The sequence below is a fragment of the Bradyrhizobium sp. LVM 105 genome (genome assembly GCF_003957705.1).
Taxonomy (GTDB): domain Bacteria; phylum Pseudomonadota; class Alphaproteobacteria; order Rhizobiales; family Xanthobacteraceae; genus Bradyrhizobium; species Bradyrhizobium frederickii.
In genome coordinates this window covers 339,150-364,208 of sequence record NZ_QZMV01000005.1, presented here as the reverse complement: position 1 = coordinate 364,208, position 25,059 = coordinate 339,150, and the positions used below count along the sequence as shown (strand labels likewise).

Annotated in this window: 36 protein-coding genes; 3 read left to right on the top strand and 33 right to left on the bottom strand. The window is 64.1% G+C overall.

Features of this window, described 5'->3' with window-relative positions; genetic code table 11:
- Positions 1-3: 3 nt before the first annotated feature.
- Both D6B98_RS17140 and D6B98_RS17135 read right to left on the bottom strand, forming a co-directional pair.
- The gene (locus tag D6B98_RS17140; RefSeq protein ID WP_126258118.1) at positions 4-1,341 is read right to left on the bottom strand and encodes a replication-associated recombination protein A; all 1,338 of its coding nucleotides are present in this window, start codon (positions 1,339-1,341) and stop codon (positions 4-6) included.
- A complete protein-coding gene (locus tag D6B98_RS17135) occupies positions 1,338-2,744 on the bottom strand; it encodes a DegQ family serine endoprotease (protein ID WP_164718671.1) in 1,407 nt (468 codons plus the stop codon). Before D6B98_RS17135 ends, D6B98_RS17140 begins: the two co-directional genes overlap by 4 nt.
- A gap of 316 nt (positions 2,745-3,060) precedes the next feature.
- Here D6B98_RS17135 and D6B98_RS17130 point away from each other — a divergent pair, with 316 nt between their 5' ends.
- The gene (locus D6B98_RS17130; RefSeq protein WP_126258117.1) at positions 3,061-4,674 is read left to right on the top strand and encodes an OprO/OprP family phosphate-selective porin; all 1,614 of its coding nucleotides are present in this window, start codon (positions 3,061-3,063) and stop codon (positions 4,672-4,674) included.
- Positions 4,675-4,716: 42 nt separating this feature from the next.
- Here D6B98_RS17130 and D6B98_RS17125 read toward each other — a convergent pair whose 3' ends face one another.
- On the bottom strand, positions 4,717-5,094 hold the full coding sequence (locus D6B98_RS17125; RefSeq protein ID WP_126258116.1) for a winged helix-turn-helix transcriptional regulator: 378 nt from the start codon (positions 5,092-5,094) through the stop codon (positions 4,717-4,719).
- A 120-nt stretch (positions 5,095-5,214) separates the two neighbouring features.
- On the opposite strand from D6B98_RS17125, the gene D6B98_RS17120 reads away from it, so the two are divergent.
- Positions 5,215-6,228: a zinc-binding alcohol dehydrogenase family protein gene (locus tag D6B98_RS17120; RefSeq protein WP_126258115.1), complete on the top strand. Its 1,014-nt coding sequence runs from the start codon at positions 5,215-5,217 to the stop codon at positions 6,226-6,228.
- A 98-nt stretch (positions 6,229-6,326) separates the two neighbouring features.
- Here D6B98_RS17120 and D6B98_RS17115 read toward each other — a convergent pair whose 3' ends face one another.
- The gene (locus D6B98_RS17115; RefSeq protein WP_126258114.1) at positions 6,327-6,632 is read right to left on the bottom strand and encodes a DUF1330 domain-containing protein; all 306 of its coding nucleotides are present in this window, start codon (positions 6,630-6,632) and stop codon (positions 6,327-6,329) included.
- Between the two features lie 8 nt (positions 6,633-6,640).
- Positions 6,641-7,429 (bottom strand): SDR family NAD(P)-dependent oxidoreductase, encoded by a 789-nt coding sequence (locus D6B98_RS17110; protein WP_126258113.1) that lies wholly within the window; start codon positions 7,427-7,429, stop codon positions 6,641-6,643.
- A 181-nt stretch (positions 7,430-7,610) separates the two neighbouring features.
- On the opposite strand from D6B98_RS17110, the gene D6B98_RS17105 reads away from it, so the two are divergent.
- On the top strand, positions 7,611-8,588 hold the full coding sequence (locus tag D6B98_RS17105; protein ID WP_126258112.1) for a Bug family tripartite tricarboxylate transporter substrate binding protein: 978 nt from the start codon (positions 7,611-7,613) through the stop codon (positions 8,586-8,588).
- 83 nt (positions 8,589-8,671) lie between these two features.
- Here D6B98_RS17105 and rplQ read toward each other — a convergent pair whose 3' ends face one another.
- The 28 genes from rplQ to tuf form a co-directional block, all read right to left on the bottom strand.
- Positions 8,672-9,088 carry a 50S ribosomal protein L17 gene (gene rplQ / locus D6B98_RS17100; RefSeq protein WP_126258111.1) on the bottom strand — a complete coding sequence of 139 codons (417 nt, stop codon included), beginning with the start codon at positions 9,086-9,088 and terminating at the stop codon, positions 8,672-8,674.
- Positions 9,089-9,232: 144 nt separating this feature from the next.
- On the bottom strand, positions 9,233-10,264 hold the full coding sequence (locus D6B98_RS17095) for a DNA-directed RNA polymerase subunit alpha (protein WP_049820165.1): 1,032 nt from the start codon (positions 10,262-10,264) through the stop codon (positions 9,233-9,235).
- A 114-nt stretch (positions 10,265-10,378) separates the two neighbouring features.
- A complete protein-coding gene (rpsK, locus tag D6B98_RS17090) occupies positions 10,379-10,768 on the bottom strand; it encodes a 30S ribosomal protein S11 (protein WP_007603045.1) in 390 nt (129 codons plus the stop codon).
- A 131-nt stretch (positions 10,769-10,899) separates the two neighbouring features.
- Entirely contained in the window at positions 10,900-11,268 is a 369-nt protein-coding gene (gene rpsM / locus D6B98_RS17085; RefSeq protein ID WP_008549231.1) for a 30S ribosomal protein S13, read from the bottom strand.
- Positions 11,269-11,453: 185 nt separating this feature from the next.
- Positions 11,454-12,344 carry an adenylate kinase gene (locus D6B98_RS17080; protein ID WP_126258110.1) on the bottom strand — a complete coding sequence of 297 codons (891 nt, stop codon included), beginning with the start codon at positions 12,342-12,344 and terminating at the stop codon, positions 11,454-11,456.
- 274 nt (positions 12,345-12,618) lie between these two features.
- On the bottom strand, positions 12,619-13,950 hold the full coding sequence (gene secY / locus D6B98_RS17075; protein ID WP_126258109.1) for a preprotein translocase subunit SecY: 1,332 nt from the start codon (positions 13,948-13,950) through the stop codon (positions 12,619-12,621).
- A gap of 151 nt (positions 13,951-14,101) precedes the next feature.
- Positions 14,102-14,587 carry a 50S ribosomal protein L15 gene (rplO, locus tag D6B98_RS17070; RefSeq protein WP_028137015.1) on the bottom strand — a complete coding sequence of 162 codons (486 nt, stop codon included), beginning with the start codon at positions 14,585-14,587 and terminating at the stop codon, positions 14,102-14,104.
- A gap of 76 nt (positions 14,588-14,663) precedes the next feature.
- Positions 14,664-14,858, bottom strand: a complete 195-nt coding sequence (rpmD, locus tag D6B98_RS17065) for a 50S ribosomal protein L30 (protein ID WP_011088137.1) — start codon at positions 14,856-14,858, stop codon at positions 14,664-14,666.
- 25 nt (positions 14,859-14,883) lie between these two features.
- Positions 14,884-15,480 carry a 30S ribosomal protein S5 gene (gene rpsE / locus D6B98_RS17060; protein ID WP_014494507.1) on the bottom strand — a complete coding sequence of 199 codons (597 nt, stop codon included), beginning with the start codon at positions 15,478-15,480 and terminating at the stop codon, positions 14,884-14,886.
- Between the two features lie 47 nt (positions 15,481-15,527).
- Positions 15,528-15,890, bottom strand: coding sequence for a 50S ribosomal protein L18 (rplR, locus tag D6B98_RS17055; protein ID WP_007603036.1), 363 nt, complete (start codon positions 15,888-15,890; stop codon positions 15,528-15,530).
- Between the two features lie 11 nt (positions 15,891-15,901).
- A complete protein-coding gene (rplF, locus tag D6B98_RS17050; protein WP_126258108.1) occupies positions 15,902-16,435 on the bottom strand; it encodes a 50S ribosomal protein L6 in 534 nt (177 codons plus the stop codon).
- 16 nt (positions 16,436-16,451) lie between these two features.
- Positions 16,452-16,850: a 30S ribosomal protein S8 gene (rpsH, locus tag D6B98_RS17045; RefSeq protein WP_014494505.1), complete on the bottom strand. Its 399-nt coding sequence runs from the start codon at positions 16,848-16,850 to the stop codon at positions 16,452-16,454.
- A 14-nt stretch (positions 16,851-16,864) separates the two neighbouring features.
- Positions 16,865-17,170, bottom strand: coding sequence for a 30S ribosomal protein S14 (gene rpsN / locus D6B98_RS17040; protein ID WP_126258107.1), 306 nt, complete (start codon positions 17,168-17,170; stop codon positions 16,865-16,867).
- A gap of 46 nt (positions 17,171-17,216) precedes the next feature.
- On the bottom strand, positions 17,217-17,774 hold the full coding sequence (gene rplE / locus D6B98_RS17035; RefSeq protein ID WP_018647250.1) for a 50S ribosomal protein L5: 558 nt from the start codon (positions 17,772-17,774) through the stop codon (positions 17,217-17,219).
- Complete coding sequence (gene rplX, locus D6B98_RS17030) at positions 17,767-18,081, bottom strand: 50S ribosomal protein L24 (protein ID WP_007603031.1); 315 nt, start codon at positions 18,079-18,081, stop codon at positions 17,767-17,769. The genes rplE and rplX overlap by 8 nt, the downstream gene beginning before the upstream one ends.
- Entirely contained in the window at positions 18,081-18,449 is a 369-nt protein-coding gene (gene rplN / locus D6B98_RS17025; RefSeq protein WP_007603030.1) for a 50S ribosomal protein L14, read from the bottom strand. Before rplN ends, rplX begins: the two co-directional genes overlap by 1 nt.
- Before the next feature lie 83 nt (positions 18,450-18,532).
- Positions 18,533-18,781, bottom strand: coding sequence for a 30S ribosomal protein S17 (gene rpsQ, locus D6B98_RS17020; protein WP_007603028.1), 249 nt, complete (start codon positions 18,779-18,781; stop codon positions 18,533-18,535).
- A gap of 13 nt (positions 18,782-18,794) precedes the next feature.
- Positions 18,795-19,001, bottom strand: a complete 207-nt coding sequence (rpmC, locus tag D6B98_RS17015) for a 50S ribosomal protein L29 (protein ID WP_011088144.1) — start codon at positions 18,999-19,001, stop codon at positions 18,795-18,797.
- A gap of 5 nt (positions 19,002-19,006) precedes the next feature.
- Positions 19,007-19,420, bottom strand: coding sequence for a 50S ribosomal protein L16 (gene rplP / locus D6B98_RS17010; protein WP_008136349.1), 414 nt, complete (start codon positions 19,418-19,420; stop codon positions 19,007-19,009).
- A 30-nt stretch (positions 19,421-19,450) separates the two neighbouring features.
- The gene (gene rpsC / locus D6B98_RS17005) at positions 19,451-20,176 is read right to left on the bottom strand and encodes a 30S ribosomal protein S3 (protein WP_092294149.1); all 726 of its coding nucleotides are present in this window, start codon (positions 20,174-20,176) and stop codon (positions 19,451-19,453) included.
- A gap of 17 nt (positions 20,177-20,193) precedes the next feature.
- Positions 20,194-20,580, bottom strand: coding sequence for a 50S ribosomal protein L22 (gene rplV, locus D6B98_RS17000; RefSeq protein ID WP_126258106.1), 387 nt, complete (start codon positions 20,578-20,580; stop codon positions 20,194-20,196).
- Positions 20,581-20,590: 10 nt separating this feature from the next.
- Positions 20,591-20,869, bottom strand: a complete 279-nt coding sequence (gene rpsS / locus D6B98_RS16995; RefSeq protein WP_008136357.1) for a 30S ribosomal protein S19 — start codon at positions 20,867-20,869, stop codon at positions 20,591-20,593.
- A 12-nt stretch (positions 20,870-20,881) separates the two neighbouring features.
- A complete protein-coding gene (gene rplB, locus D6B98_RS16990) occupies positions 20,882-21,715 on the bottom strand; it encodes a 50S ribosomal protein L2 (RefSeq protein ID WP_126258105.1) in 834 nt (277 codons plus the stop codon).
- Positions 21,716-21,727: 12 nt separating this feature from the next.
- Positions 21,728-22,030, bottom strand: a complete 303-nt coding sequence (locus D6B98_RS16985; RefSeq protein WP_028137022.1) for a 50S ribosomal protein L23 — start codon at positions 22,028-22,030, stop codon at positions 21,728-21,730.
- On the bottom strand, positions 22,027-22,647 hold the full coding sequence (rplD, locus tag D6B98_RS16980; RefSeq protein WP_074116741.1) for a 50S ribosomal protein L4: 621 nt from the start codon (positions 22,645-22,647) through the stop codon (positions 22,027-22,029). Before rplD ends, D6B98_RS16985 begins: the two co-directional genes overlap by 4 nt.
- A gap of 1 nt (position 22,648) precedes the next feature.
- Positions 22,649-23,362: a 50S ribosomal protein L3 gene (rplC, locus tag D6B98_RS16975; protein ID WP_028137024.1), complete on the bottom strand. Its 714-nt coding sequence runs from the start codon at positions 23,360-23,362 to the stop codon at positions 22,649-22,651.
- A 98-nt stretch (positions 23,363-23,460) separates the two neighbouring features.
- Positions 23,461-23,769 carry a 30S ribosomal protein S10 gene (gene rpsJ, locus D6B98_RS16970; protein WP_002712302.1) on the bottom strand — a complete coding sequence of 103 codons (309 nt, stop codon included), beginning with the start codon at positions 23,767-23,769 and terminating at the stop codon, positions 23,461-23,463.
- An 83-nt stretch (positions 23,770-23,852) separates the two neighbouring features.
- Positions 23,853-25,043, bottom strand: a complete 1,191-nt coding sequence (gene tuf, locus D6B98_RS16965) for an elongation factor Tu (protein WP_126258104.1) — start codon at positions 25,041-25,043, stop codon at positions 23,853-23,855.
- Between the last annotated feature and the right edge of the window lie 16 nt (positions 25,044-25,059).

The window sequence follows — 25,059 nt, the reverse complement described above, 5'->3', positions numbered from 1 at the left end:
CCTCTAGCGCGAGCCGCCCCGCTCCTTGCGCAGCTTGGCCCAGTAATCCAGCCGCTTCCGGATCTCGCGCTCGAAGCCGCGCTCCGGCGGGTCGTAGAAGGTCTGGCGGCCCAGGGCTTCCGGAAAATAGTCCTGGCCGGAGAAGGCCTCGGGGGCGTCGTGGTCGTATTCGTAAGCTGCGCCGTAGCCTTCCGACTTCATCAGCTTGGTCGGGGAGTTGAGGATGTGCTTGGGCGGCAGCAGCGAGCCGGCCTGTTTGGCAACCTGCATCGCCGTGCCGAAGGCGGTGTAGACCGCGTTCGATTTCGGTGCGGTGGCGAGATAGACCACGGCCTGCGCGATGGCGAGCTCGCCTTCGGGATGGCCGAGGAAGTCGAAGGCATCCTTGGCCGCGTTGGCGATGACGAGCGCCTGCGGGTCGGCCAGCCCGATGTCCTCGACCGCCATGCGCACGACGCGGCGGGCCAGGAACAACGGGTCCTCGCCGGCGTCCAGCATCCGCGCGAGATAATACAGCGCCGCATCGGGATCGGAGCCGCGCACCGACTTATGCAGCGCCGAGATCAGGTTGTAATGGCCGTCCGCCGACTTGTCGTAGATCGGGGCGCGGCGCTGCAGGATCTCCTGCAATTGCGCGGCATTGAAGATCTCGTCCGCCCGCGCCGAGCGCCAGACCTCTTCGGCGAGCGTCAGTGAGGCCCGGCCATCGCCGTCGGCCATGCGCACCAGCACGGCGCGCGCCTCTGCGTCGAGCGGCAGCTTCTTGCCCTCGACCGCCTCGGCGTGCGCGAACAGTTTTTCGATCGCGGCCGCGTCGAGCGAGCGAAACACCAGGACGCGCGCGCGCGACAGAAGCGCCGCGTTGAGCTCGAAGGACGGGTTCTCGGTGGTGGCGCCCACCATCACCACCGTGCCGTCCTCCATCACGGGCAGAAACGAATCCTGCTGGGCACGGTTGAATCTGTGGACCTCGTCGACGAACAACAGCGTGCCCTTGCCCATCTCGCGGCGGGCGCGCGCCGCGTCGAAGGCTTTCTTCAGGTCGGCGACGCCGGAGAACACCGCTGAGATCTGCTCGAAATGCAGGTCAGTCGCATCCGCCAGAAGCCGCGCCACCGTGGTCTTGCCGGTGCCGGGCGGTCCCCAGAACACCAGCGAGCCCAGCGTGCGCGTTTCCAGCATGCGCGTCAGCGCACCATCGGGGCCGAGGATATGGTCCTGGCCGACGACCTCCGACAGCACGCGCGGGCGCAACCGATCCGGCAGCGGATGCGGCGCATCGTGGTCGAGCCCCGCCGCGGCAAAGAGCGTTGGCGTCTCTTGTGGTCGCTTCGGACTCATCCGCCCAGCGTAACGTTGATCTGCTGGCCGCCGCGCACCAGCGTGATACGCCAGATCCGCTGACGCTCGCCTGCGGCCTTCTCGAGGTCTCCGGTCTTGCTGATCTTCTGGTTGTTGACGGCCAGGATGATGTCGCCCTTCTGGAAGCCGACATTCGCAGCCGTGCTGTCGCCGCCGAGGTCGGTGATCACGACGCCTTCGGTGTCGGCGTCGAGACGCAGCTCGTCGGCGACCGCCGGCGTGATGGTCGAAACCTTCGCGCCCTGGAACGGCGAACGCGCGGTGACGACGAGCTCGTTGCGTCCCGTATCGGGCGCAGTCTCCAGCGCCACCGTCAGCTTCAGCGGCTTGCCGCCGCGTTGCACGTCGATCTGCGCGGAGCCGCCGAGCAGACGGGTGGCGAAGCGATAATCGAAGGCATTGGGATCGTCCACCGTCTGGCCGTCGATCCCGGTGATGAGATCAGAAGATTTCAGACCGGCCTTCGCCGCAGGGCCATTCGACACCACGCTCGCGACCAGCGCACCGGTCGGCGAACGCAGGCCGAGACTCTCGGCGATCTCGGGCGTCACCGCCTGCAACTTTGCCCCCAACCATGGCCGCTTGACCGCCTTGCCGCCGCTCTTGGCGGAGGCGACGACGACGCGCACCATGTTGGCGGGAATTGCAAAGCCGATGCCTTGCGAGCCGCCGGAGCGCGAGTAGATCGCGGTGTTGATGCCGGCGAGCCGGCCGTTCATGTCGACCAGCGCACCGCCGGAATTGCCGGGATTGATCGCCGCATCGGTCTGGATGAAGAACTGGTAGTCGGTGATCCCGACCTGCGTGCGCGCAAGCGCCGAGATGATGCCGTGGGTGACGGTCTGGCCGACGCCGAAGGGATTGCCGATCGCGAGCACGACGTCGCCGACCAGCAGCTCATCGGAATTGGTGAATTCGAGCGCCGGAAACTTCTCCTTCAAATCCTTCAGGCGCAGCACCGCAAGATCGGTGCGGGAATCCTTCAGCACGATCTCGGCCTCGAACTCGCGCTTGTCCGACAGCGACACCTTCACCTGGTCGGCGCCTTCGATGACATGGACGTTGGTGACGACGAGGCCGGACGTATCGACGATGACACCGGAGCCGAGCGAGCGCTGCACTTGCTCGGGCTGCTGGCCCGGCACACCGAAGAAGCGGCGGAAGATCGGATCGTCCAGCAGCGGATTGCGGTTCTGCACCACCTTGGCGGCATAGACGTTGACCACAGCCGGCTGAACCTTTTGCACGATCGGCGCATAGGACAGCCGCAGCTCGGCCGGCGAGGACGGGACGCGGCGGTCCTGCGCTGAGGCCGGATTGAAATGGGCCGAAAAGGCTGTGCACAAGGCCGTGACGGCGGCGGTCAAGGTCGATCGAAACATTCCTACCTCTTGGAAAAGACGCCGGAATATAGGCGCGTTCGCCCCTCAATAGAAGGGCGCGGGGCGGCAATATTCGGCCTCAATCCGACGGCTCGAGCCCCTTGCCAGGCGTGCGAAACGACAACTTGCCGGCGGCGCGGATTGGCATGACACGCATCAATCTTGCATGCTCGCTCTCGGCGGATTCGGTTGCGACGAATTTGCATCAGCGGGAACCAGCGCAACCGAGGGCACGCCGGCGCGGGGCAGTCATCGACCGTTCTTAGGCTCTGCGCTGACGACTTGGGGAAGTTGGTCCAACCGATGGAGTGATGACGTGAGCAGGACAAGAATTACAGCCACGGCGATTGGTCTCGCCGGCGCCCTGGCAGCCTCGCAGGCCCAGGCCCAATCGGCGAGCAGCAGCGAGCAGGAGATCGCGCTGCTGAAGCAGCAGTTGAAGCTGCTGGAGCAGAAGCTCGACAAGCTCCAGAATCAAACCGCGGCGAACACGGCGGCCGCGGCCAAAGCCAGGGCCGAAGCGAAGGCTGAAGCGAAGGCCGAGGCGCGCTCGGAGGCAAAGGCCGTCGTTGCCAACGCCAATGCCGCGATTCCCGTCAAAGGGCCGGCCCCGGCATCCGGCGTCGTCGTAACGATGCCGAACAACCGCCCGACGATCTGCACCGCCGACCAGGCCAATTGCGTCGCCATCACCAGCCGCCTGCATTGGGATGTCGGCGGCTACGACTATCGCCCCAACACCGCGGCCACCGTGCCGCAGAAGCTCGACAGCGGCCAGAACGTCCGCCGTGCGCGCATCGGCGTCACCGGCAAGTTCTTCAACGACTGGAACTTCGCGCTGGTCTACGATTTCGGCGGCTCCTCCGACGGGTTTGGCGGGACGGCTCCGGGATCGCTGCCGGGCGGCGGCGTCTCCGGTGTCGAGAACGCCTATCTCAGCTACACCGGCCTGAAACCGTTCGGCGGGCGGATGGCGATCGAGGCGGGCATCATGGACCTGCCCTACACCATGGACGAGGCCACCAGCTCCAACGACATCATGTTCATGGAGCGTGCCTCACCGGGCGTGATCGCGACCAACATCGCCGCCGGCGACTTCCGCTCCGCAGCGGGCACACGCTGGTACAACGACCAGCTCTGGATCGGCGGCTATGTCACGGGACCGTCGACCGGCGCGATCCACTCCGCTTCGAGCGCTGCCCCCGCGGGCACGAGCGAGCAGTATGGCGCGGTGGCGCGCGTCGCCGGCAATCCCATCAGCGGCAAGGACTATTCGGTGCACATCGGCGCCAACGCGCAATGGCTGATCCAGCCGCCGCGCAACCTCATCGCCAACACGCAGACATTGACGCTCAGCGATCGCCCCGAACTGCGGCTTGATCCAACGACGCTGGTCTCGACAGGCGCGATGGCCAACGTCTCGGGCGCGCAGGTCTATAGCGTCGAGGCGGCCGCAACCTACGGGCCGCTCATCGTCCAGGGCGAGTACTTCTGGTACAATGTCGACCGCACCGCCAACACCGGCGTGCCGCTGGTCGGCGCGCCCAGCCTGAAATTCCAGGGCGGATATGCGCAGGCCGGCTACGTGCTGACGGGCGAAGGCCGGACCTACAACGCCGCCAACGCCGCCTATCACGGCGTCAAGCCGGCGCATCCGTTCTCGCTCGACGGCGGCGGCTGGGGCGCGTGGGAAATCGCGGGGCGGTTCTCGACGATCGACCTCAATGACCAGCTCGCAACCGTGACCGGCGTCGCCGGCGGCCGGCAGACCGTCTACACCCTCGCGCTCAACTGGTACGTCAACGGCAATGTCCGCTTCATGCTGGACTATCTGCACGGCACCGTGTCACGACAGGCCTCGCCGGTCTCCACCGCCGATGTCGGCTCGAAGTTCGACGCGGTCGCGATGCGGACGCAGTTCGCATTCTGAGGCTCACCTTTTCCGGGAGCGTACGATCCGCTCCCGGAAAACTCACGCCGCGCGCTTCGGCTTTTTCACCACGACCGGCTCAGGCGCGCAGGACAGCCGCTCCTGATGGCTCTCGCCCCAGGCCTTCAGGGTGTCGATGACCGGCTTGAGGCTCTCGCCGAGCTCGGAGAGGCAGTACTCCACCCGCGGCGGCACCTCGGCATAGACCTTGCGGATGACGAGCTTGTCCTCCTCCAGAGCGCGCAGCTGTTTTGTCAGCATGCGCTGGGTGATGCCGGGCATCCGGCGGCGCAATTCGCCGAAGCGCTGGGTGCCGCTCTGCAGGTGATAGAGGATCACGCCCTTCCACTTGCCGTCGATCAGGTCCAGCGTCGCCTCGACCGAGCAGCCGGGACGACGGGCAAAATTGCGCCGTTTCATGCGTCTTTCCCAATAGTATCCAAACGGGGACTATATCCCCGAATTTACAGTACTTGCCAAGTCGGAGCCAGAGCGACAGTTAGGACGGCAGGCGAGCAAGCCATCTGATGGAGACAAGCCATGAAGGCCGTCGGCTACAAGAAATCGCTTCCGATCGAGGACGCGGATTCGCTGTTCGATTTCGAGACCGCAAAACCGGAGCCCAAAGGGCGCGACATCCGCGTCGCCGTGAAGGCGATCTCGGCCAATCCGGTCGATTACAAGGTGCGCAAGCGCGCAGCCCCGCCCGAGGGCGAGACCAAGATCCTGGGCTATGACGCAGCCGGCGTGGTCGATGCCGTCGGGCCCGAGGTTACGTTGTTCAAGCCGGGCGACGAGGTGTTCTACGCCGGCTCGATCCTGCGCCAGGGCACCAACGCCGAATTCCACCTGGTCGATGAGCGCATCGTCGGCAACAAGCCGAAGAGCCTGTCATTCGCGCAAGGAGCCGCCCTTCCCCTCACCTCCATCACCGCCTGGGAATTGCTGTTCGATCGGCTCGGCGCGGTACCCGGCAAGAGCGTCGATCCGCGCACGCTCCTGATCACGGGCGGCGCCGGCGGCGTCGGCTCGATCCTGATCCAACTTGCCCGCCGCCTCACCGGGCTGACGGTACTTGCCACCGCGACGCGGCCGGAGTCGCAGAAATGGTGCCTCGATCTCGGCGCTCATGCGGTGATCGACCACGGCAAGCCGATGAAGGACCAGATCGAGAAGTTGAAGCTGCCGCCGGTCGCGCTGGTGGCGAGCCTCACCTTCACCGATCAGCACTACAAGGCGATCGCGGACTTCATGGCACCGCAGGGCAAGTTCGGCCTGATCGACGATCCGCCGGAATTCACCATGAGCACGTTCAAGGGCAAGGCGATCTCGGTGCACTGGGAATCGATGTTCACCCGCTCCTCGTTCCAGACGGCGGACATGATCGCGCAGCATCATCTGCTGAACGACGTCGCCGACCTCATCGACAAGGGCGTGCTTCGCACCACGCTCGACCAGACCTTCGGCACGATCAACGCCGCCAATCTCAAGCGCGCGCATGCGCTGCTCGAGAGCGGCAAATCGCGCGGCAAGATCGTGCTGGAGGGGTGGTAGGCGAAGGATTCGCAGGGTGGGCAAAGGCGCACTTGCGCCGTGCCCACCACCTCTCTCGGTCGCCAAAAGTGTGTGGGCACGCTGTCGCTTTGCCCACCCTACGGCAGCGACGCTTCCGCCACCCCCTCGACGAACAGCAGCCGCCGCTCCAGCGCCGTCTGACGCAACTTCAGCGCCTCGGCATATTCCGGCGAGGCGTACCATTCCTTCAGCCTCGCCATCGACGGAAATTCGACGATGACGATCGCCTTCGCCGGGAGGTTGCCTTCGGCAAGCTCGGCCTTGCCGCCACGGACGAGATAACGTCCGCCGTACCGCTCGATCGTCTTCGCGGCGAGCCTGCGATAGGCTGCAAATCCGTCGGGATCGCGCATCTCGACTTCGGAGATCACATAGGCTGTCATGCGCGGCCTCAGGCAATGGTGTTGACGATGCCGCCTTCTGCGCGCAGCGCCGCGCCGTTGGTGGCGGATGCCTGCTTCGAGGCGACGTAGACTACCATGTTGGCGATCTCGTCGACGCTGGCGAAACGCTGAAGCAGAGAGCTCGGACGGTGCTGCTTGACGAAATTGGCAGCGGCCTCGTCCACCGACTGTCCGTTCTGCCTGGCGAGATCCTTCACGAAAGTCTCGACACCCTCCGACATGGTCGGGCCCGGCAGCACGGAGTTGACGGTGACACCGGTGCCGCGGGTGAGCTGCGCCAGGCCGCGGGCGACCGAGAGCTGCGCCGTCTTGGTCATGCCGTAATGGATCATCTCGACGGGAATGTTGAGGCCGGACTCCGAGGAGATGAAGACGATGCGGCCCCAATTGCGCTGGAGCATGCCCTTCATGTAGGCCCGCGACAGCCGCACGCCGCTCATGACGTTGACCTCGAAGAATCGGCTCCAGTCCTCGTCGGGAATGTCGAAGAAGTCCTTCGGCTCGAAGATGCCGGCATTGTTGACGAGGATGTCGACGTCCGGCAGCAGCGCAACCAGCGTCTTGCAGCCCGCAGCGGTCGATACGTCGGCGGCGATGCCGCGGACCTTGACGCCCGTCCCTTCCAGCTTGCGCACGGCGGCATCGACCTTGTCCTGGCCGCGGCCGTTGATCACGACGCTGGCGCCGGAGGCCGCCAGGCCTTTGGCGATGGCATGGCCGATGCCCGCGGTCGAGCCGGTCACCAGGGCGGTTTTTCCCGAGAGGTCGATGTTCATGTAATATCTCCATCAGATCGATGCCGGGGATATCGGACGCGATGGGCCGGCTCGCAATCGGCGCTCACCAATCAGTGAGACGATCGGGAGCTGTTCCGCCTCGGCCCCGAGTGCAGGTGGAATGAATATTGCTAAACTGGACCCGACATCTGCGCTCATGCGAACACGGAAGGACCATGCGATGAAGAGAACCGCCCTCACTGTTGCGCTCGGATTGCTCGGCCTGATGGGCAGCAATTCGCTCGCGCCGGCGCAAGCGGTCTATCCGGACAAAGCCCTGCAATTGATCGTCCCCTTCCCGCCCGGCGGCGCCTCCGACGTGGTGGCGCGCATCATCGGCGGCGATCTGGAGACGCGGCTCGGCAAGCCCGTGATCATCATGAACCGCCCCGGCGGCGGCACCACGATTGCGGCCAAGGAAGTGGCGCGAGCGGCGCCGGACGGATACACCCTGTTCTTCAGCTCGAACTCGAGCTTCACGCTGCCGGCAGCCGTCAAGGAAAGCGTGCCCTACGACGCGGCCAAGGATTTCGAGCCGCTCGGCCAAGTCGGCAAAATCACGTTGGTACTGGTCACCTACAAGGACAATCCGGTCAAGGACGTGGCTGCGCTCGTCGCCGAGGCCAAGGCCAATCCCGACAAGCTCTCGCTGGCGTCTTTCGGCGTCGCGACCGTCTCGCACTTTGCCGGCGAGCTGTTCAAATCGGCGGCCGGGATCAAGATGGTCCACCTGCCCTACAAGGGCAGCGCGCCGGCGATGAACGACCTCATCGGCAAGCACATCCAGTACCACGTCGACACCGTGATCGCGGTCAAGCCGCAGATCGAGGCGGGCGCCGTCAAGGTGCTCGCCGTGTTCTCGGCCAAGCGCACGCCGTTCCTGCCTGACGTGCCGACGCTCGCCGAGCTCGGCTATGGCAACATCGACTTCGCCTCATGGGGCGCCGTGGTCACTCCCAAGGGCCTGCCGCCGGCCGTTCACGACAAGCTCTCGGCAACGCTGGAGGAGACGATCAAAAATCCCTCCGTGGCCGAGCGCTTCGCCAAGGTCGGCTTCGAGCCCGGCTTCGCGCGTTTCGGCGATTGGGCGGGAGCGATCGGCAAGGAGACCGCTGAAATGAAGGACATCGCGCAAAAGGCGGGAATCAAGGAAGAATAGTCCCGCGCATCTGCGGCCGGTCCCAGAAACAAAAACGGCGCCCGAGGGCGCCGTTTTCAATCCATCCGTATCCGCTGAACGGCTTACGCCGCCTCGGCTTCCTTCTCCTGCACCGGGCCGGAATCCTGGCCCTTGGCATCGACGTCGCGATCGACGAACTCGATCACGGCCATCGCGGCGTTGTCGCCGTAGCGGAAGCCGGCCTTGATGATGCGGGTGTAGCCGCCCTGGCGGTCCTTGTAGCGGGTCGCCAGCGTGTCGAAGAGCTTCCTGACCATGTCGACGTCGCGCAGCTCCGAGATCGCCTGGCGGCGCAGCGACAGGCCGCCCTTCTTGCCGAGGGTGACGAGCTTCTCGACGATCGGACGGAGCTCCTTGGCCTTCGGCAGCGTGGTGACGATCTGCTCGTGCTTGATCAGCGCGGCCGCCATGTTGGCGAACATCGCCTTGCGATGCTCGGCGGTGCGGTTGAGCTTCCGATGAACCTTGCCGTGACGCATGTGAGTAAGTCCTTACGTTAAAACTGCCGCGACGGTTCGTCGGACATGTTGCTCAGGTGGGCTGCCTGCGTTCGCCCGGATAGCGAGTAGTGAATGGCGAGTAGCGAGTTGTATTCGCTATTCGCCACTCCCCATTCGCCAAACTCAGTAATGATCCTCGAAGCGCTTGGCGAGCTCGTCGATGTTCTCCGGCGGCCATCCCGGCACTTCCATGCCGAGATGCAGACCCATCTGGGCCAGCACTTCCTTGATCTCGTTCAGTGACTTGCGGCCGAAGTTCGGGGTGCGGAGCATTTCGGCTTCGCTCTTCTGCACGAGGTCGCCGATATAGACGATGTTGTCGTTCTTCAGGCAGTTGGCCGAACGCACCGACAGCTCGAGCTCGTCCACCTTCTTGAGGAAGGCCGGGTTGAAGGCGAGGTCCGGGATGATCTCCTGGGCGACTTCCTTGCGCGGCTCTTCGAAGTTGACGAACACGTTGAGCTGGTCCTGCAGGATGCGGGCAGCGTAAGCCACCGAGTCGTCCGGCGAGATCGCACCGTTGGTCTCGATCGTCATGGTCAGCTTGTCGTAGTCGAGGATCTGGCCCTCGCGGGTGTTCTCGACCTTGTAGGAGACCTTGCGGACCGGCGAGTAGAGGCTGTCGACCGGGATCAGGCCGATCGGCGCATCCTCGGGACGGTTGCGCTCGGCGGGCACGTAGCCCTTGCCGGTGGCGACCGTGAACTCCATGCGGATCTCGGCGCCCTCGTCGAGGGTGCAGATCTGCAGGTCCGGGTTGAGCACGACGACGTCGCCGACGGTCTGGATGTCACCGGCGGTGACGACGCCGGGGCCCTGCTTCTTCACGACCATGCGCTTGGGGCCTTCGCCCTGCATCTTGATCGAGATGTCCTTGATGTTCAGCACGATGTCGGTGACGTCCTCACGGACGCCCGCGATCGAGGAGAACTCGTGCAGCACGCCGTCGATGTGCACCGACTGCACCGCCGCGCCCTGGAGCGAAGAGAGCAGGATACGGCGCAGGGCGTTGCCGAGCGTCTGGCCGAAGCCGCGCTCGAGCGGCTCGGCGACGATCGTCGCGAAACGCGAGGAATCGCTGCCGGGCGTCACCTGGAGCTTGTTCGGCCGAATCAGTTCTTGCCAATTTTTCTGGATCGTCACTGTTTCACCCATACAGGCCAGCCAATTTGAGGCATCAAATACTGGCGTTGGAGAAAGGCCGCAGAGCATTCCTGCGGCTTCTTGCAAAGTCATTGCGGGCGCCGATGCGCCCGCAACTCGTAAAAATCAAACGCGACGACGCTTGCGCGGACGGCAACCGTTGTGCGGGATCGTGGTCACGTCGCGGATCGAGGTGACGGTGAAGCCGGCGGCCTGAAGCGCACGGAGCGCCGATTCGCGGCCCGAACCGGGACCGGCGACTTCGACTTCCAGCGTGCGCATGCCGTGCTCCTGCGCCTTCTTGGACACGTCCTCGGCGGCAACCTGCGCCGCGTACGGGGTCGACTTGCGCGAGCCCTTGAAGCCCATCGTGCCGGCGGAGGACCAGGCAATCGTGTTGCCCTGCGCGTCAGTGATGGTGATGGTCGTGTTGTTGAACGACGAGTTCACATGCGCGACGCCGGAGGCGATGTTCTTGCGCTCACGACGACGAACGCGGGTGGCTTCCTTGCCCATTGAGTCCCTTTCCTGAAGATCTCAAACGCCGCCGTAATGCCAGCGGCTACACCTGTGGAAGCAAATAGTGAGTAGCGAATGGCGAATAGGGATGCTCCCTACTCGCCATTCGCCATTCCCTATTCGCGAGCTTACTTCTTCTTGCCGGCGATGGCTTTCGCCGGACCCTTGCGCGTACGCGCATTGGTGTGGGTGCGCTGGCCGCGCACCGGCAGACCGCGACGATGACGCAGACCGCGATAGCAGCCGAGGTCCATCAGACGCTTGATGTTGATACCGACCTCGCGGCGCAGGTCGCCCTCGACGAGATAGTCGCGGTCGATCACTTCGCGGATCTGGAGCACTTCAGCGTCGCTGAGCTGATTGACGCGACGATCCACGGGGATCTTCACCTTCTCCAGGATCTCACCGGCGATCTTCTGACCGATGCCATGGATGTACTGGAGCGCGATCAGCACGCGCTTGTTGGTGGGAATGTTCACGCCGGCAATACGGGCCACGGCCTTCTCTCCTGTTGCCGATCCTCGTCAGGATCGGGCTTTAAGTGCTTGTGTTCTCGGGCAGGTGTTCACAAACGCGAACACGACGCCCTCCCCCGGTCTTCCTGGGGCCCGGCATCGTCTGAAACTATCCGACTTGGATGCGGGGCTTATTAGGGGATTCCGGGGGCTTTCGTCAACCGCTGCTAGCGCTTGGCTCGCTTTTTCGTGACCTTTTTTGCAACCTTCTTGGCACCCTTTTTGACCGCCTTCTTGGCGGTCTTCTTGGCTGCCTTCTTGACCGTTTTTTTGACGCTTTTCTTGGCCGCCTTCCTGGGACCCTTCACGGCCTTCTTGCTTGCCTTTTTGGCGGATTTGGCCGGTTTGGCGGCCTTTTTGGCTGCTTTCGCCGGCTTTTTGGCCGATTTCTTCGCCGCCTTGGCCTTCTTGACCGGGGCGGTCTTGGCCGCGCTCCTGGTCTTTCCCTTGCCAGCCTCCTGGGGCTCGACCGCCCCCAGCGCCTGGAGCTGGCGATCAATGGCGCGGGTGACCTCGTCGATGGCCATCATACCGTCGATGGTCGAGAGCTTCCGCCGCTCGGAATAGTAGTGAATCAGCGGTTCCGTCTGGCTGCGGTAGTTGGCGAGTCGCTTGGTCAGAACCTCCGGCGTGTCGTCGAGCCGGACCTCCTCGCCACGCTCCCGCATCTGGGCGACGCGGGTTTCGACACGGTGCAGGAGCGCGCTCTCGTTGACGCGGAGCTCGATCACGGCGTCGAGCTTGAGGCGCTTGGCCTTGAGCAGTTCGTCGAGCGCTTCGGCCTGCGGCACGGTGCGCGGGAAGCCGTCGAGGATGAAACCGTTCCTGGCGTCGAGCTGGTCGATGCGATCGGAGATGATTCCGACCACGACCTCGTCGGGCACGAGGCTGCCGCTGGCCATGATCTCCTTGGCCTTGAGTCCGACCGGCGTTCCGGCCGCCACCGCGGCGCGCAGCATCTCGCCGGTCGAGAGCTGGACGATGCCATAGCGCTGCACCAACAGCTGCGCCTGCGTCCCCTTGCCCGACCCCGGCGGTCCCAGAAGTATAATTCTCATCGGCGTACGCCCCCCGGATTGGTGAGCGATACGTCGCGCACCTGTGTTTGAAATCGAAGAACAGTGCAAACCACAATCGGCGCTGCACCGCTACCCTATCATAGGAGAGCAGATGGGTGGACGCCAAGAAGGGCTTTGAAATCAGTGATTGCGCAGCAGTGAGAGCAGCTCTGCCGAAGCGACCGAACCGTTGGTTGATCGCCTCCAGGCGGCGGCGTGCTGTTCACGCGGCGAATCGGCGGCGCGGTCGCGCCGCCTTGAGAGCACGCCGCGTCTAGCGGCGACGGCCGCGCAGCTTCGACTTGCGGATCAGGCCTTCGTACTGATGCGCCAGCAGATAGCCCTGCACCTGCGCCACCGTATCCATGGTGACGCTGACGACGATCAGCAGCGAGGTGCCGCCGAAGTAGAACGGCACCGAGGCGTAGGAGATCAGGATCTCCGGGATCAAGCAGACGATCGCCAGATAGACAGCGCCGAGCACGGTAATGCGCGAGAGCACGTAGTCGATATATTCCGCGGTGCGCTCGCCGGGACGGATGCCCGGAATGAAACCGCCATGCTTCTTCAAATTGTCCGCGGTTTCGGTCGGGTTGAACACGATCGCGGTGTAGAAGAAGGCGAAGAACACGATCAGCGCCAGATACATGAACAGGAACAGCGGACGGCCGTGGCCGAGCTGGGTGTTGATCCACTGGAACCATTCCGGCCCGCTGCCCGCGTTGAAATTCGCGACCGTTGTCGGCAGCAGCAGCAGCGAGGACGCGAAGATCGGCGGGATCACGCCGGAGGTATTGAGCTTGAGCGGCAGATGCGAGGACTGGCCCTCGAACATCTTGTTGCCGACCTGGCGCTTCGGATACTGGATGAGGAGGCGGCGCTGCGCGCGCTCCATGAACACGATGAAGGCGATCACGGCGACGGCCATGATGATGACGACCAGAATCAGGCCGGTCGACATCGCGCCCTGACGGCCGAGCTCGAGCATGTTGGCGAGGGCGGCGGGCAGCTCGGCGACGATGCCGGCGAGAATGATCAGCGAGATGCCGTTGCCGATGCCGCGCGAGGTGATCTGCTCGCCCAGCCACATCAGGAACATGGTGCCGCCGGTCAGCGTGATCGCGGTCGAGAGGCGGAAGAACATGCCGGGCTCGCTGACGACGTTGCCGGCGCCTTCGAGGCCGACCGCGATGCCGTAAGACTGGAACGCGGCCAGGATCACGGTGAGATAGCGGGTGTACTGGTTCAGCAGCTTGCGGCCCGACTCGCCCTCCTTCTTCAGCGCCTCGAGTTGCGGCGAGACGGTGGTGAGGAGCTGGATGATGATCGAGGCCGAGATATACGGCATGATGTTCAGCGCGAAGATCGCCATGCGGTGGATGCCGCCGCCGGCGAACATGTTGAACATGCCGAGGATGCCGCCCGCCTGGGAGCGGAACACCTGCTCCCAGACATTGGGATCGATGCCGGGAAGCGGGATATAGGTCCCGAGCCGATAAACGAGCAGCGCACCCAGGGTGAACCAGATGCGCTTCTTCAGTTCGTCAGCCTTGGCGAACGCACTGAAATTGAGATTGGCTGCCAGTTGTTCCGCTGCAGAGGCCATCTTGGACTTTCTCCCGCCGCCTATCGCGCCGTCATGCCCGCGGCCGGGCTACATTATACCGGACACCGGACATTATCTGGGGCTCGGCTTCGATAAGTCCATCGTCCCACATGCGTAAAGGCCCGCGCGCCGCGGGCCGATGACGCAGTTGTTACGCCGCCTCGCCTTCTTCCTTGGCAGGGGCGAGGATCTTCACCGAGCCGCCGGCCTTCTCGACCGCTTCAATCGCGGTCTTGCTGGCGCCGTGGACTTCGATGTTGAGCTTGGATTTGAGCTCGCCACGGCCGAGCAGCCGCAGGCCGCCCTTGGCGCGGCGCAGCACGCCGCCCTTCACCAGGGCCTCGACGTTCACGACGCTGCCGGCGTCGATCTTCTTGGCATCGACCGCTTCCTGGAGCCGGTCGAGATTGATCTCGGCGAACTCGACGCGGAAGATGTTGTTGAAGCCGCGCTTGGGCAGGCGGCGATGCATCGGCATCTGGCCGCCTTCGAAACCCTTGATGCGCACGCCGGAACGCGCGGTCTGGCCCTTGCCGCCGCGGCCGGACTGCTTGCCCTTGCCCGAACCGATGCCGCGGCCGACGCGCATACGCTTCTTGCGCGAGCCGGCGTTGTCGGCGATATCGCTGAGCTTCATCGCCCTTCTCCTTGTGTCTTGCGCCTGATCTTCGCCGAAAACGGGTAGCCCGCTGTTCGGGACCGTGCGCCCTTGCTTACTTCTCGTCGACGATGCGGACGAGATGGTGAACCTTCTCGATCATGCCACGAACCGCCGGGGTATCCGGCAGTTCGCTGGTGCGGCCGATCTTGTTGAGCTTGAGCCCAATCAGCGTCGAGCGCTGCGAGTGATGGCGGCGGATCGCGCTGCCGGTCTGCTCGAGCTTGATCGTCTTTGCGGCCTTGGCCATGGGAGTCTACTCCGAAAAGCTTCCGTTAGTCGGCAGCCGCCTCGGCGTCGCCACCGATACGGCGGGACTGGAGGGTGGACACCTTGATATTGCGGCGGGCAGCGACCGAGCGCGGCGAGTCCTGGTGCTTCAGCGCGTCGAAGGTCGCACGAACCATGTTGTAGGGGTTCGACGAGCCGATCGACTTCGCCACCACGTCCTGGACACCGAGCGTCTCGAACACGGCGCGCATCGGACCACCGGCGATGATCCCGGTACCGGCCGGAGCTGCACGCAGGTAGACTCGGCCCGCGCCATGACGGCCGGCGATGTCGTGATGCAGCGTGCGGCCCTCGCGCAGCGACACGCGGGTCAGGTTGCGCTTGGCGGACTCGGTGGCCTTGCGGATCGCCTCGGGCACTTCGCGCGCCTTGCCGTGACCGAAGCCGGCGCGGCCCTTCTGGTCGCCGATCACGACCAGCGCTGCGAAACCGAAGCGCTTGCCGCCCTTGACGACCTTGGCCACGCGATTGATGTGGACGAGCTTGTCGACGAACTCGCTGTCGCGCTCCTCGCGCTCCCTGCGTTCACGTCCGCCGCCGCGTTGATCGCGTCCACCACGTTGTTCGCGTTCAGCTGCCATGGTTTTTCCAATCCTTCAGAGGCTTACGCCTCAATCCTCAAATTCCGTTAGAAGCTCAGCCCACTCTCACGCGCAGCGTCGGCGAGAGCCTTGACGCGCCCGTGATAGAGGTAGCTGCCCCGATCGAACACGACTTCCTTGACACCCTTCTCGGCGGCGCGCTCGGCCAGCAGCTTGCCGACCGCCTTTGCCGCATCGATGTCGGCGCCGGTCTTGCCGCCGTCGCGCATCGACTTCTCGAGCGACGAGGCAGAGGCCAGCGTCTCGCCCTTCAGGTCGTCGATGACCTGGGCGTAGATGTGCTTGGACGAGCGGAACACCGACAGACGCGGACGACCACCACCGGAGCGGCGCAGCTTCAGCCGCACACTCCGCTTGCGCCGGGCATTGGTAACCTTGGCTTTGGACATGACCGGCTCCGTTACTTCTTCTTGCCTTCCTTGCGGAAGATGAATTCGCCAACATACTTCACGCCCTTGCCCTTGTAGGGCTCCGGCGGGCGATAGCTGCGGATCTCGGCCGCGACCTGGCCGACACGCTGGATGTCGCTGCCGGACACCGTGATCTCGGTCGGCTTCGGCACCGTGATCGTGATCCCTTCCGGGATCGCGTAGACCACGTCGTGGCTGTACCCGAGCGCGAGCTGCAGGTTCTTGCCCTGCATCGCGGCGCGGTAACCGACGCCGGTGATCTCGAGCTTCTTCTCGAAGCCCTTGGTGACGCCTTCGACCAGATTCGCGACCTGGGCGCGAGCGGTCCCGTACAGGGCACGCGCGCGATTGGTCTCGAAGCGCGGCTGAACCTTGATCTGGCCGCTATCGAGCTTCACCTCGACGTCGTCATGGACGACGAACTGAAGCTGGCCCTTCGGCCCCTTCATCTTGACGGTCTGCCCATCGACAGTCGCGGTAACACCCGACGGCACCGCCACAGGCCTTTTGCCAACACGTGACATGGATGAAAAATCCTTCTCAGAACACCGTGAAGAGGACTTCACCGCCCACATTCGCGTCGCGCGCGCTGTGGTCGGCCATGATCCCCTTCGGCGTCGACAACACCGAAATGCCGAGCCCGTTGTTGACCCGCGGCAGGTTCTTCACCGAGGCGTAGACGCGGCGCCCGGGCTTGGAGACACGTTCGATCTCGCGGATGACGGGCTCGCCGTCGAAATACTTCAGCTCGATCTCGATCTCGCTGCGGCCCGAGGAATGCTCGAGCGTGGCGTAGCCGCGGATGTAACCCTCGGACTTGAGGACCTCGAGCACGTTCTCGCGCATCTTCGAGCCGGGCGTCGAGACCTTGCTCTTCGAGCGCATCTGCGCGTTGCGGATACGGGTGATCAGATCGCTGATTGGATCGTGCGTAGACATCTAAACGACCCTCCTTACCAGCTGGACTTCACGAGGCCCGGGACCATGCCCTTGGAGCCAAGCTCGCGCAGCGCGATACGGGACAGCTTGTTCTTGCGGTAGTTCGAGCGCGGACGGCCCGACAGCTCGCAACGCAGGCGAATGCGGGTCGCCGACGAGTTGCGCGGCATTTCCGCCAGCTTCAGGGTCGCGGCGAACCGCTCTTCCATCGGCAGCGCCTTGTCGGCGATGATCGCCTTCAACCGCTCGCGCTTGGCGGCGGCGTTCTTCACCATCCGCTTGCGCCGGTTGTTCTTCTCGACTGAACTCTTCTTTGCCATGCTTGGCTCCTGGGTATCCGCGTTTGAGAGGCTTTAGGTCAGCGTCTCACTGCCGGAACGGGAAATTGAAAGCGGTCAACAAGGCCCTCGCCTCTTCGTCGGTCTTGGCCGTGGTGCAGACGGTGATGTCCATACCGCGGGCTTCCGTGACCTTGTCGAAGTCGATCTCGGGGAAAATGATGTGCTCCTTGATGCCGAGCGAATAATTGCCGCGGCCGTCGAAGCTCTTCGGGTTCAGGCCGCGGAAGTCGCGGACGCGCGGCAGCGCGACCGTCACCAGGCGATCGATGAACTCGTACATGCGGGCCTTGCGCAGCGTGACCTTGCAGCCGATCGGCTGGTTCTCGCGCAGCTTGAAGGTCGCGATCGCGATCCGCGAATAGGTCACGATCGCCTTCTGGCCGGCGATCTGGGTCAGCTCGGCGGCGGCGGTCTCGGCCTTCTTGCGGTCGTTGACGCTGTCACCGACGCCCATGTTCAGCACGACCTTGTCCAGGCGCGGAACCTGCATGACGTTCTCATAACCGAACTTCTCGGTCAGAGCCGTGCGGATCTTCGCGTCGTATTCCGCGCGCAGGCGCGGGGTGTAAGCGGCCTCAGCCATCGATCTCAGCTCCCGAGCTCTTGGCGATGCGGACCTTCTTGCCGTCCGCCAGAATCTTGAATCCGACGCGGGTCGGCTTTCCGTCCTTGCCGACATACGCGATGTTGGACAGTTGGATCGGCGACTCCTTCGAGATGATGCCGCCCTCCTGGGCCTGCGTCTGCTTCTGGTGACGCTTGACCATGTTGATGCCGCGCACCAGCGCCGTGCCGGCGTCGGGACGCACTTCGAACACTTCGCCGGTCCGGCCCTTGTCGCGACCGGTCAGCACGACGACCTTGTCGCCCTTGCGGATCTTCGCAGCCATCACAGCACCTCCGGCGCGAGCGAGATGATCTTCATGTGGTTCTTAGCGCGCAGCTCGCGCGGCACGGGCCCGAAGATACGGGTGCCGACCGGCTCGGACTGATTGTTGATCAGAACGGCGGCGTTGCGGTCGAAGCGGATGACCGAACCGTCGGCGCGGCGGATGTCCTTGCGGACGCGCACCACGACGGCCTTCATCACGTCGCCCTTCTTCACCTTGCCACGCGGAATCGCTTCCTTGATCGAGACGACGATGATGTCGCCGATCGTGGCGTAGCGGCGCTTGGAGCCCCCGAGCACCTTGATACACATGACACGGCGTGCGCCAGAATTGTCGGCCACGTCGAGGTTGGTCTGCATCTGAATCATTGATGCACCTCGTCCTCTTCTCTTTGCGCCAGCCCAGCCGGCGCTCAACATTTCCCTGAAGTCAGTCGGCTAAAGCCAACAGATCAGGCGCTTTTCTTGTGCTCGCCCCGGATCACGACCCAGCGCTTCAACTTCGAAATCGGCTTCGATTCCTCGATCCACACCATGTCGCCCGGCTTGAACTCGTTGCTCTCGTCGTGCGCGTGGTAGTTCTTCGATCGGCGGATCGTCTTCTTGTAGATCGGATGCGTGAAGCGGCGGTCAACGCGCACCACGATGGTCTTGGCCTGCTTGTCGCTGACGACCACGCCCTGCAAAGTACGTTTCGGCATCTTCGTAAGCCTCTTACTTCTTCTTGGCGCGCGTCTGCGCGGCGACGGTCTTGATCCGGGCGATGTCACGGCGGGCCTCGCGCAGGCGCGAGGTGTTCTCGAGCTGCCCGGTGGCGCGCTGGAAGCGCAGGTTGAAGCGCTCCTTCTTCAGGTTCAGGATGGCGTCATCCTGCTGGTCGGGGCTCATCGCACGGATGTCTTCGATCTTCATCTGGGCCATGGCCATTACTCCGCAATGCGCTCGACGAAGCGCGTCTTGATCGGCAGCTTGGCGGCCGCCAGGGTCAGCGCCTCACGCGCCGTCTGGGTGTTGACGCCGTCGATCTCGAACAGCACCCGGCCCGGCTTGACGCGCGCGACCCACAATTCCGGCGAACCCTTGCCGGAGCCCATGCGGACTTCGGCCGGCTTCTTCGACACCGGAACGTCCGGGAACACGCGGATCCAGACGCGGCCGGCGCGCTTCATGTGGCGGGTCAGCGCGCGGCGAGCGGCCTCGATCTGGCGCGCGGTGACGCGCTCAGGCTCGGTCGCCTTCAGGCCGAACTGGCCGAACGCCAACGTCGCGCCCGAAGACGCAACGCCGTGGATGCGGCCCTTATGCGCCTTCCGGAACTTCGTTTTCTTAGGTTGCATCATGGCTTTGAGCCCTCAAATTCTCAGTGCAGATCAGGCTGCAGCCGTATCGCGGCGCTGACGGCCACCACGATCGCTGCTGCCACCCGTCTCGCCTTCGGCCATTCTCTTGTCCTGGGCCATCGGATCGTGCTCGAGGATCTCGCCCTTGAAGATCCAGACCTTGACGCCGCAGGTGCCGAAGGTCGTGAACGCGGTCGCAACGCCGTAGTCGATGTCGGCGCGCAGCGTGTGCAGCGGCACGCGACCTTCGCGGTACCATTCCATACGCGCGATTTCCGCACCGCCCAGACGACCCGAGCAGTTGATGCGGATGCCTTCCGCGCCGAGACGCATCGCCGACTGCACGGCGCGCTTCATGGCCCGGCGGAACGCCACGCGGCGCTCCAGCTGCTGCGCGATCGACTCGGCCACCAACGTCGCATCGAGCTCCGGCTTGCGGATCTCGACGATGTTGATGACGACGTCGGACGAGGTGATGTCCGCGACCTTTTTGCGCAGCTTGTCGATGTCGGCGCCCTTCTTGCCGATCACCACGCCCGGACGGGCCGAGTGGATGGTGACGCGGCACTTCTTGTGCGGACGCTCGATCACGATGCGGGCGACGGCCGCCTGCTTGAGCTCCTTGTGCAGGATCTCACGGATCTTGACGTCCTCGTGCAACAGCTTGCCGTATTCCTGCTTGCCGGCGAACCAGCGGGAATCCCAGGTACGGTTGATGCCGAGGCGCAGACCGATCGGATTGATCTTTTGACCCATCGTGTTCTCCTGCGCCCTTAAGCGGCGGCTTCAGCTTCGACCTGACGAACGATGATCGTCAGCTGCGAAAATGGTTTGTAGACCCGGCCCGAGCGGCCGCGGCCGCGAGCGGCGAAGCGCTTCATCACCAGACCGTTGCCGACGAAGGCCTGCGCCACGACGAGATCGTCGACGTCGAGGTCGTGGTTGTTCTCGGCGTTGGCGATAGCCGATTCCAGGCACTTCTTCACGTCGACCGCGATCCGCTTGCGCGAAAACTGCAGATCGGCGAGCGCAGCAGCAGCCTTCCGGCCGCGAATGAGCTGGGCGACCAGGTTGAGCTTCTGCGGGCTCACCCGCAGCATCCGGGCGACCGCCTTGGCCTCGGTGTCGGCGAGGCTCCGTTCGCGCTTAGGTTTGCTCATCGTTTAATCCTCAAGCCTTCTTGGCTTTCTTGTCGCCGGAGTGGCCATGGAAGGTCCGGGTCGGCGAGAACTCGCCGAACTTGTGACCGACCATTTCCTCGTTGACGGCCACCGGCACGTGCTTCTGACCGTTGTAGACGCCGAAGGTCAGGCCGACGAATTGCGGCAGGATCGTCGAACGACGGCTCCAGATCTTGATGACGTCGTGACGGCCGGACGCGCGCGCGGCATCTGCCTTCTTGAGCAGAGAACCCTCGACGAACGGGCCTTTCCAGACTGAACGAACCATGTCCGGCGTTCCTTACTTCTTCCGCTTGTGGCGGCTTAGGAGAATGAATTTGTTGGTCGACTTGTTGGTGCGGGTCTTCTTGCCCTTGGTCGGCTTGCCCCACGGCGTGACCGGGTGGCGGCCGCCCGAGGTACGACCTTCACCACCGCCGTGCGGATGGTCGATCGGGTTCATCGCGACACCGCGGTTGTGCGGGCGACGGCCCATCCAACGCTTGCGACCGGCCTTGCCGATCGAGGTGTTCATGTGATCCGGGTTCGACACCGCGCCGATCGTGCCGCGGCAACGGCCGTGCACCAGGCGCTGCTCGCCCGAATTCAGGCGGATGATGACGTAGTCCTGGTCGCGGCCGACGAGCTGGGCGTAGGTGCCGGCCGAACGGGCGAGCTGGCCGCCCTTCCCGATCTTGACCTCGATGTTGTGGATGATCGTGCCGACCGGCATGTTGCCGAGCGGCATGACGTTGCCCGGCTTCACGTCGACGTAGTTGCCGGCGACGATGGTGTCGCCCACGGCCAGGCGCTGCGGCGCCAGGATGTAGGCCTGCTCGCCGTCCTGATACTTGATCAGCGCGATGAAACCGGTGCGGTTCGGATCATACTCGAGCCGCTCGACGGTCGCGGGAACGTCGATCTTCTCGCGCTTGAAATCGACGGTGCGCAGCGTCTTCTTGTGACCGCCGCCACGGAAGCGCACGGTGATGCGGCCGGTGTTGTTGCGGCCGCCCGAGGAATGCTTGCCCTCGGTGAGCGCCTTGACCGGCTTGCCCTTGTAGAGGGCCGAACGATCGACCATGACCAGCTGGCGCTGGCCCGGCGTCGTGGGGTTGAATTTCTTCAGTGCCATCGTCGTACGACCTTACAGACCGGTGGTGACGTCGATCCGGTGGCCCTCTTCGAGGGTCACGATCGCGCGCTTGGTGTTCGACTGCGAGCCGAGATTGCCGCGAAAGACCTTGGTCTTGCCCTTGCGGACCAGCGTGTTGACGCTCTTGACCTTGACGTCGAACAGCTTCTCGATCGCTTCCTTGATCTGCGGCTTGGTCGCCTTCGCGGCGACCTTGAACAGCACCTTGTTGTGCTCGGAGGCGATCGTCGCCTTTTCGGTCACGACCGGCGCAACGATCACGTCGTAGTGGCGAGCCTCGATGTTCTTCGTCATTTGAAGCGCGCCTCCAGCGCATCGATGGCGGCCTTGGTCAGAACGAGCTTCTGACGGCGCAGGATGTCGTAGACGTTGATGCCCTGGATCGGCAGCACGTCCATGTTCGGGATGTTGCGGGCCGCAGCGGCAAAACCGTTGTTGAGCTCGGCACCGTCGATGATCAGCGCGTTGGTCAAGCCCAGACCCGAGAAATGACCGAGCAGCGCCTTGGTCTTGGCGGCTTCCAGCGCGGCCTTGTCGATCACGACGAGATCGCCGTCCTTGGCCTTGGCCGAGAGCGCATGCTTCAGGGCCAGCGCGCGGACCTTCTTCGGCAGGTCGGTGGCGTGCGAGCGCACCACCGGACCGAAGGCACGACCGCCGCCGCGGAACTGCGGCACGCGGGCCGAGCCGTGACGAGCACCGCCGGTGCCCTTCTGCTTGTACATCTTCTTGCCGGTGCGCCAGATCTCCGCGCGGCCCTTGGCCTTGTGCGTACCCGCCTGGCGCTTGTTGAGCTGCCACTGCACGCAACGTGCAATGATGTCCTGGCGCGGCTCGAGGCCGAAAATGGTGTCGGAGAGCTGGACCGAGCCGGCTTCCTTACCTTCGAGGGTGGTGACCTTCAATTCCATCTCACGCCTCCTGCGCAGCCGGAGCGGCTTCCGCGTCACCAGCAACCTTGAACTTGCCGGGCTTCGGAGCTTCCTTCGGCAGCGGCTTCTTGACGGCGTCGCGCACGCGGATCCAGCCGCCCTTGGAGCCGGGAACGGCACCTTCGACGAGGATCAGGCCGCGCTCGACATCGGTCTGGACGACGCGAAGGTTGAGCGTGGTGATGCGGTCGACACCCATGTGGCCGGGCATCTTCTTGTTCTTCCAGGTCTTGCCGGGGTCCTGACGGCCGCCGGTCGAACCGATCGAACGGTGCGAGACCGACACGCCGTGGGTGGCGCGCAAACCGCCGAAGTTCCAGCGCTTCATGCCGCCGGCGAACCCCTTACCGACCGAGGTGCCGGTGACGTCGACGAACTGACCGACGACGAAGTGATCCGCAAGGATCTCGGCGCCGACGGGGATCATCGCGTCCTGCGAGACGCGGAATTCCTCGACCCGCCGCTTCGGCTCGACCTTGGCGACCGCGAACTGGCCGCGTTCCGCCTTGGGCATGTAAACGGTCTTGCGGCTGCCAGAACCGAGCTGGAGCGCGACGTAACCGTTCTTTTCTTCGGTACGGTGGCCTACGACCTGGCAATTGCCGAGCTTCAGCACGGTCACGGGGATATGTTCGCCGGCCTCCGTAAAGACCCGCGTCATCCCGACCTTTTGTGCGATCACTCCGGAGCGCATCGGCTTGCTTCCTGTTCTTTCTGTCCTTGCGGACTAGCTAATCTTCGTAAGTGAGCATGACCCGATCCGAAAACCGGTGCCCACTTTTCGGGGCATGCTCAGAGCTTGATCTCGACGTCGACACCGGCGGCCAGGTCGAGCTTCATCAAAGCATCGACGGTCTGCGGGGTCGGATCGACGATGTCGAGCAGGCGCTTGTGAGTGCGCATCTCGAACTGCTCGCGGCTCTTCTTGTCGACGTGGGGCGAACGGTTGACGGTGAACTTCTCGATGCGGGTGGGCAGCGGAATGGGTCCGCGGACCTGCGCGCCGGTGCGTTTCGCCGTGTTCACGATCTCGCGGGTCGACGTATCGAGGATACGATGGTCGAACGCCTTGAGACGGATACGAATGTTTTGGCCGTTCATTGCCGTGCTTTCTCTAGTGAGTGGCGAGTAGCGAGTAGCGAATAGAGATCCCTATTCGCCACTCACCATTCCCTATTCGCTTGTTACTCGATGATCGAGGCGACGACGCCGGCGCCGACGGTGCGGCCACCTTCGCGGATCGCGAAGCGGAGCTTCTCTTCCATCGCGATCGGCACGATCAGGTGCACTTCCATCGCAATGTTGTCGCCCGGCATCACCATCTCGGTGCCTTCCGGCAGATGCACCACACCGGTCACGTCGGTGGTGCGGAAGTAGAACTGCGGACGGTAGTTGGTGAAGAACGGGGTGTGGCGACCGCCCTCTTCCTTGGTGAGGATGTAAGCCTCAGCCTTGAACTTGGTGTGCGGCTTGACCGAACCCGGCTTGCACAGCACCTGGCCGCGCTCGACGTCTTCGCGCTTGGTGCCGCGGAGCAGCGCACCGATGTTGTCGCCGGCCTGGCCCTGATCGAGCAGCTTGCGGAACATCTCGACGCCGGTGACCGTGGTCTTCTGCGTGGCGCGCAGACCGACGATCTCGATTTCCTCGCCGACCTTGACGACGCCGCGCTCGACACGGCCGGTCACGACGGTGCCGCGGCCCGAGATCGAGAACACGTCTTCGACCGGCATCAGGAACGGCTGGTCGATCGGACGCTCCGGCTGCGGGATGTACTCGTCGACGTTCTTCATCAGCTCGAGAATGGCGTCGTGGCCGAGCTTCTTGTCGGAATCTTCGAGGGCGGCGAGCGCCGAGCCCTTGATGATCGGGATCTTGTCGCCCGGGAAGTCGTACTTGGAGAGCAGCTCGCGGACTTCGAGCTCGACGAGCTCGAGCAGCTCCGGATCGTCGACCATGTCGCACTTGTTGAGGAACACGACGAGCGCGGGCACGCCGACCTGGCGGGCGAGCAGGATGTGCTCGCGGGTCTGCGGCATCGGGCCGTCAGCGGCCGACACGACCAGGATCGCACCGTCCATCTGGGCGGCGCCGGTGATCATGTTCTTGACGTAGTCGGCGTGGCCGGGGCAGTCGACGTGGGCGTAGTGACGGTTCGGCGTCTCGTACTCGACGTGCGCGGTCGAGATGGTGATGCCGCGCGCCTTCTCTTCCGGCGCCTTGTCGATCTGGTCGTACGCGGTGAACGTCGCACCGCCGGCTTCGGCGAGAACCTTGGTGATCGCCGCGGTCAGCGACGTCTTGCCATGGTCGACGTGACCGATGGTGCCGATGTTGCAGTGCGGCTTGTTACGTTCAAACTTTGCTTTGGCCATTTGACTCTCCGTTCAA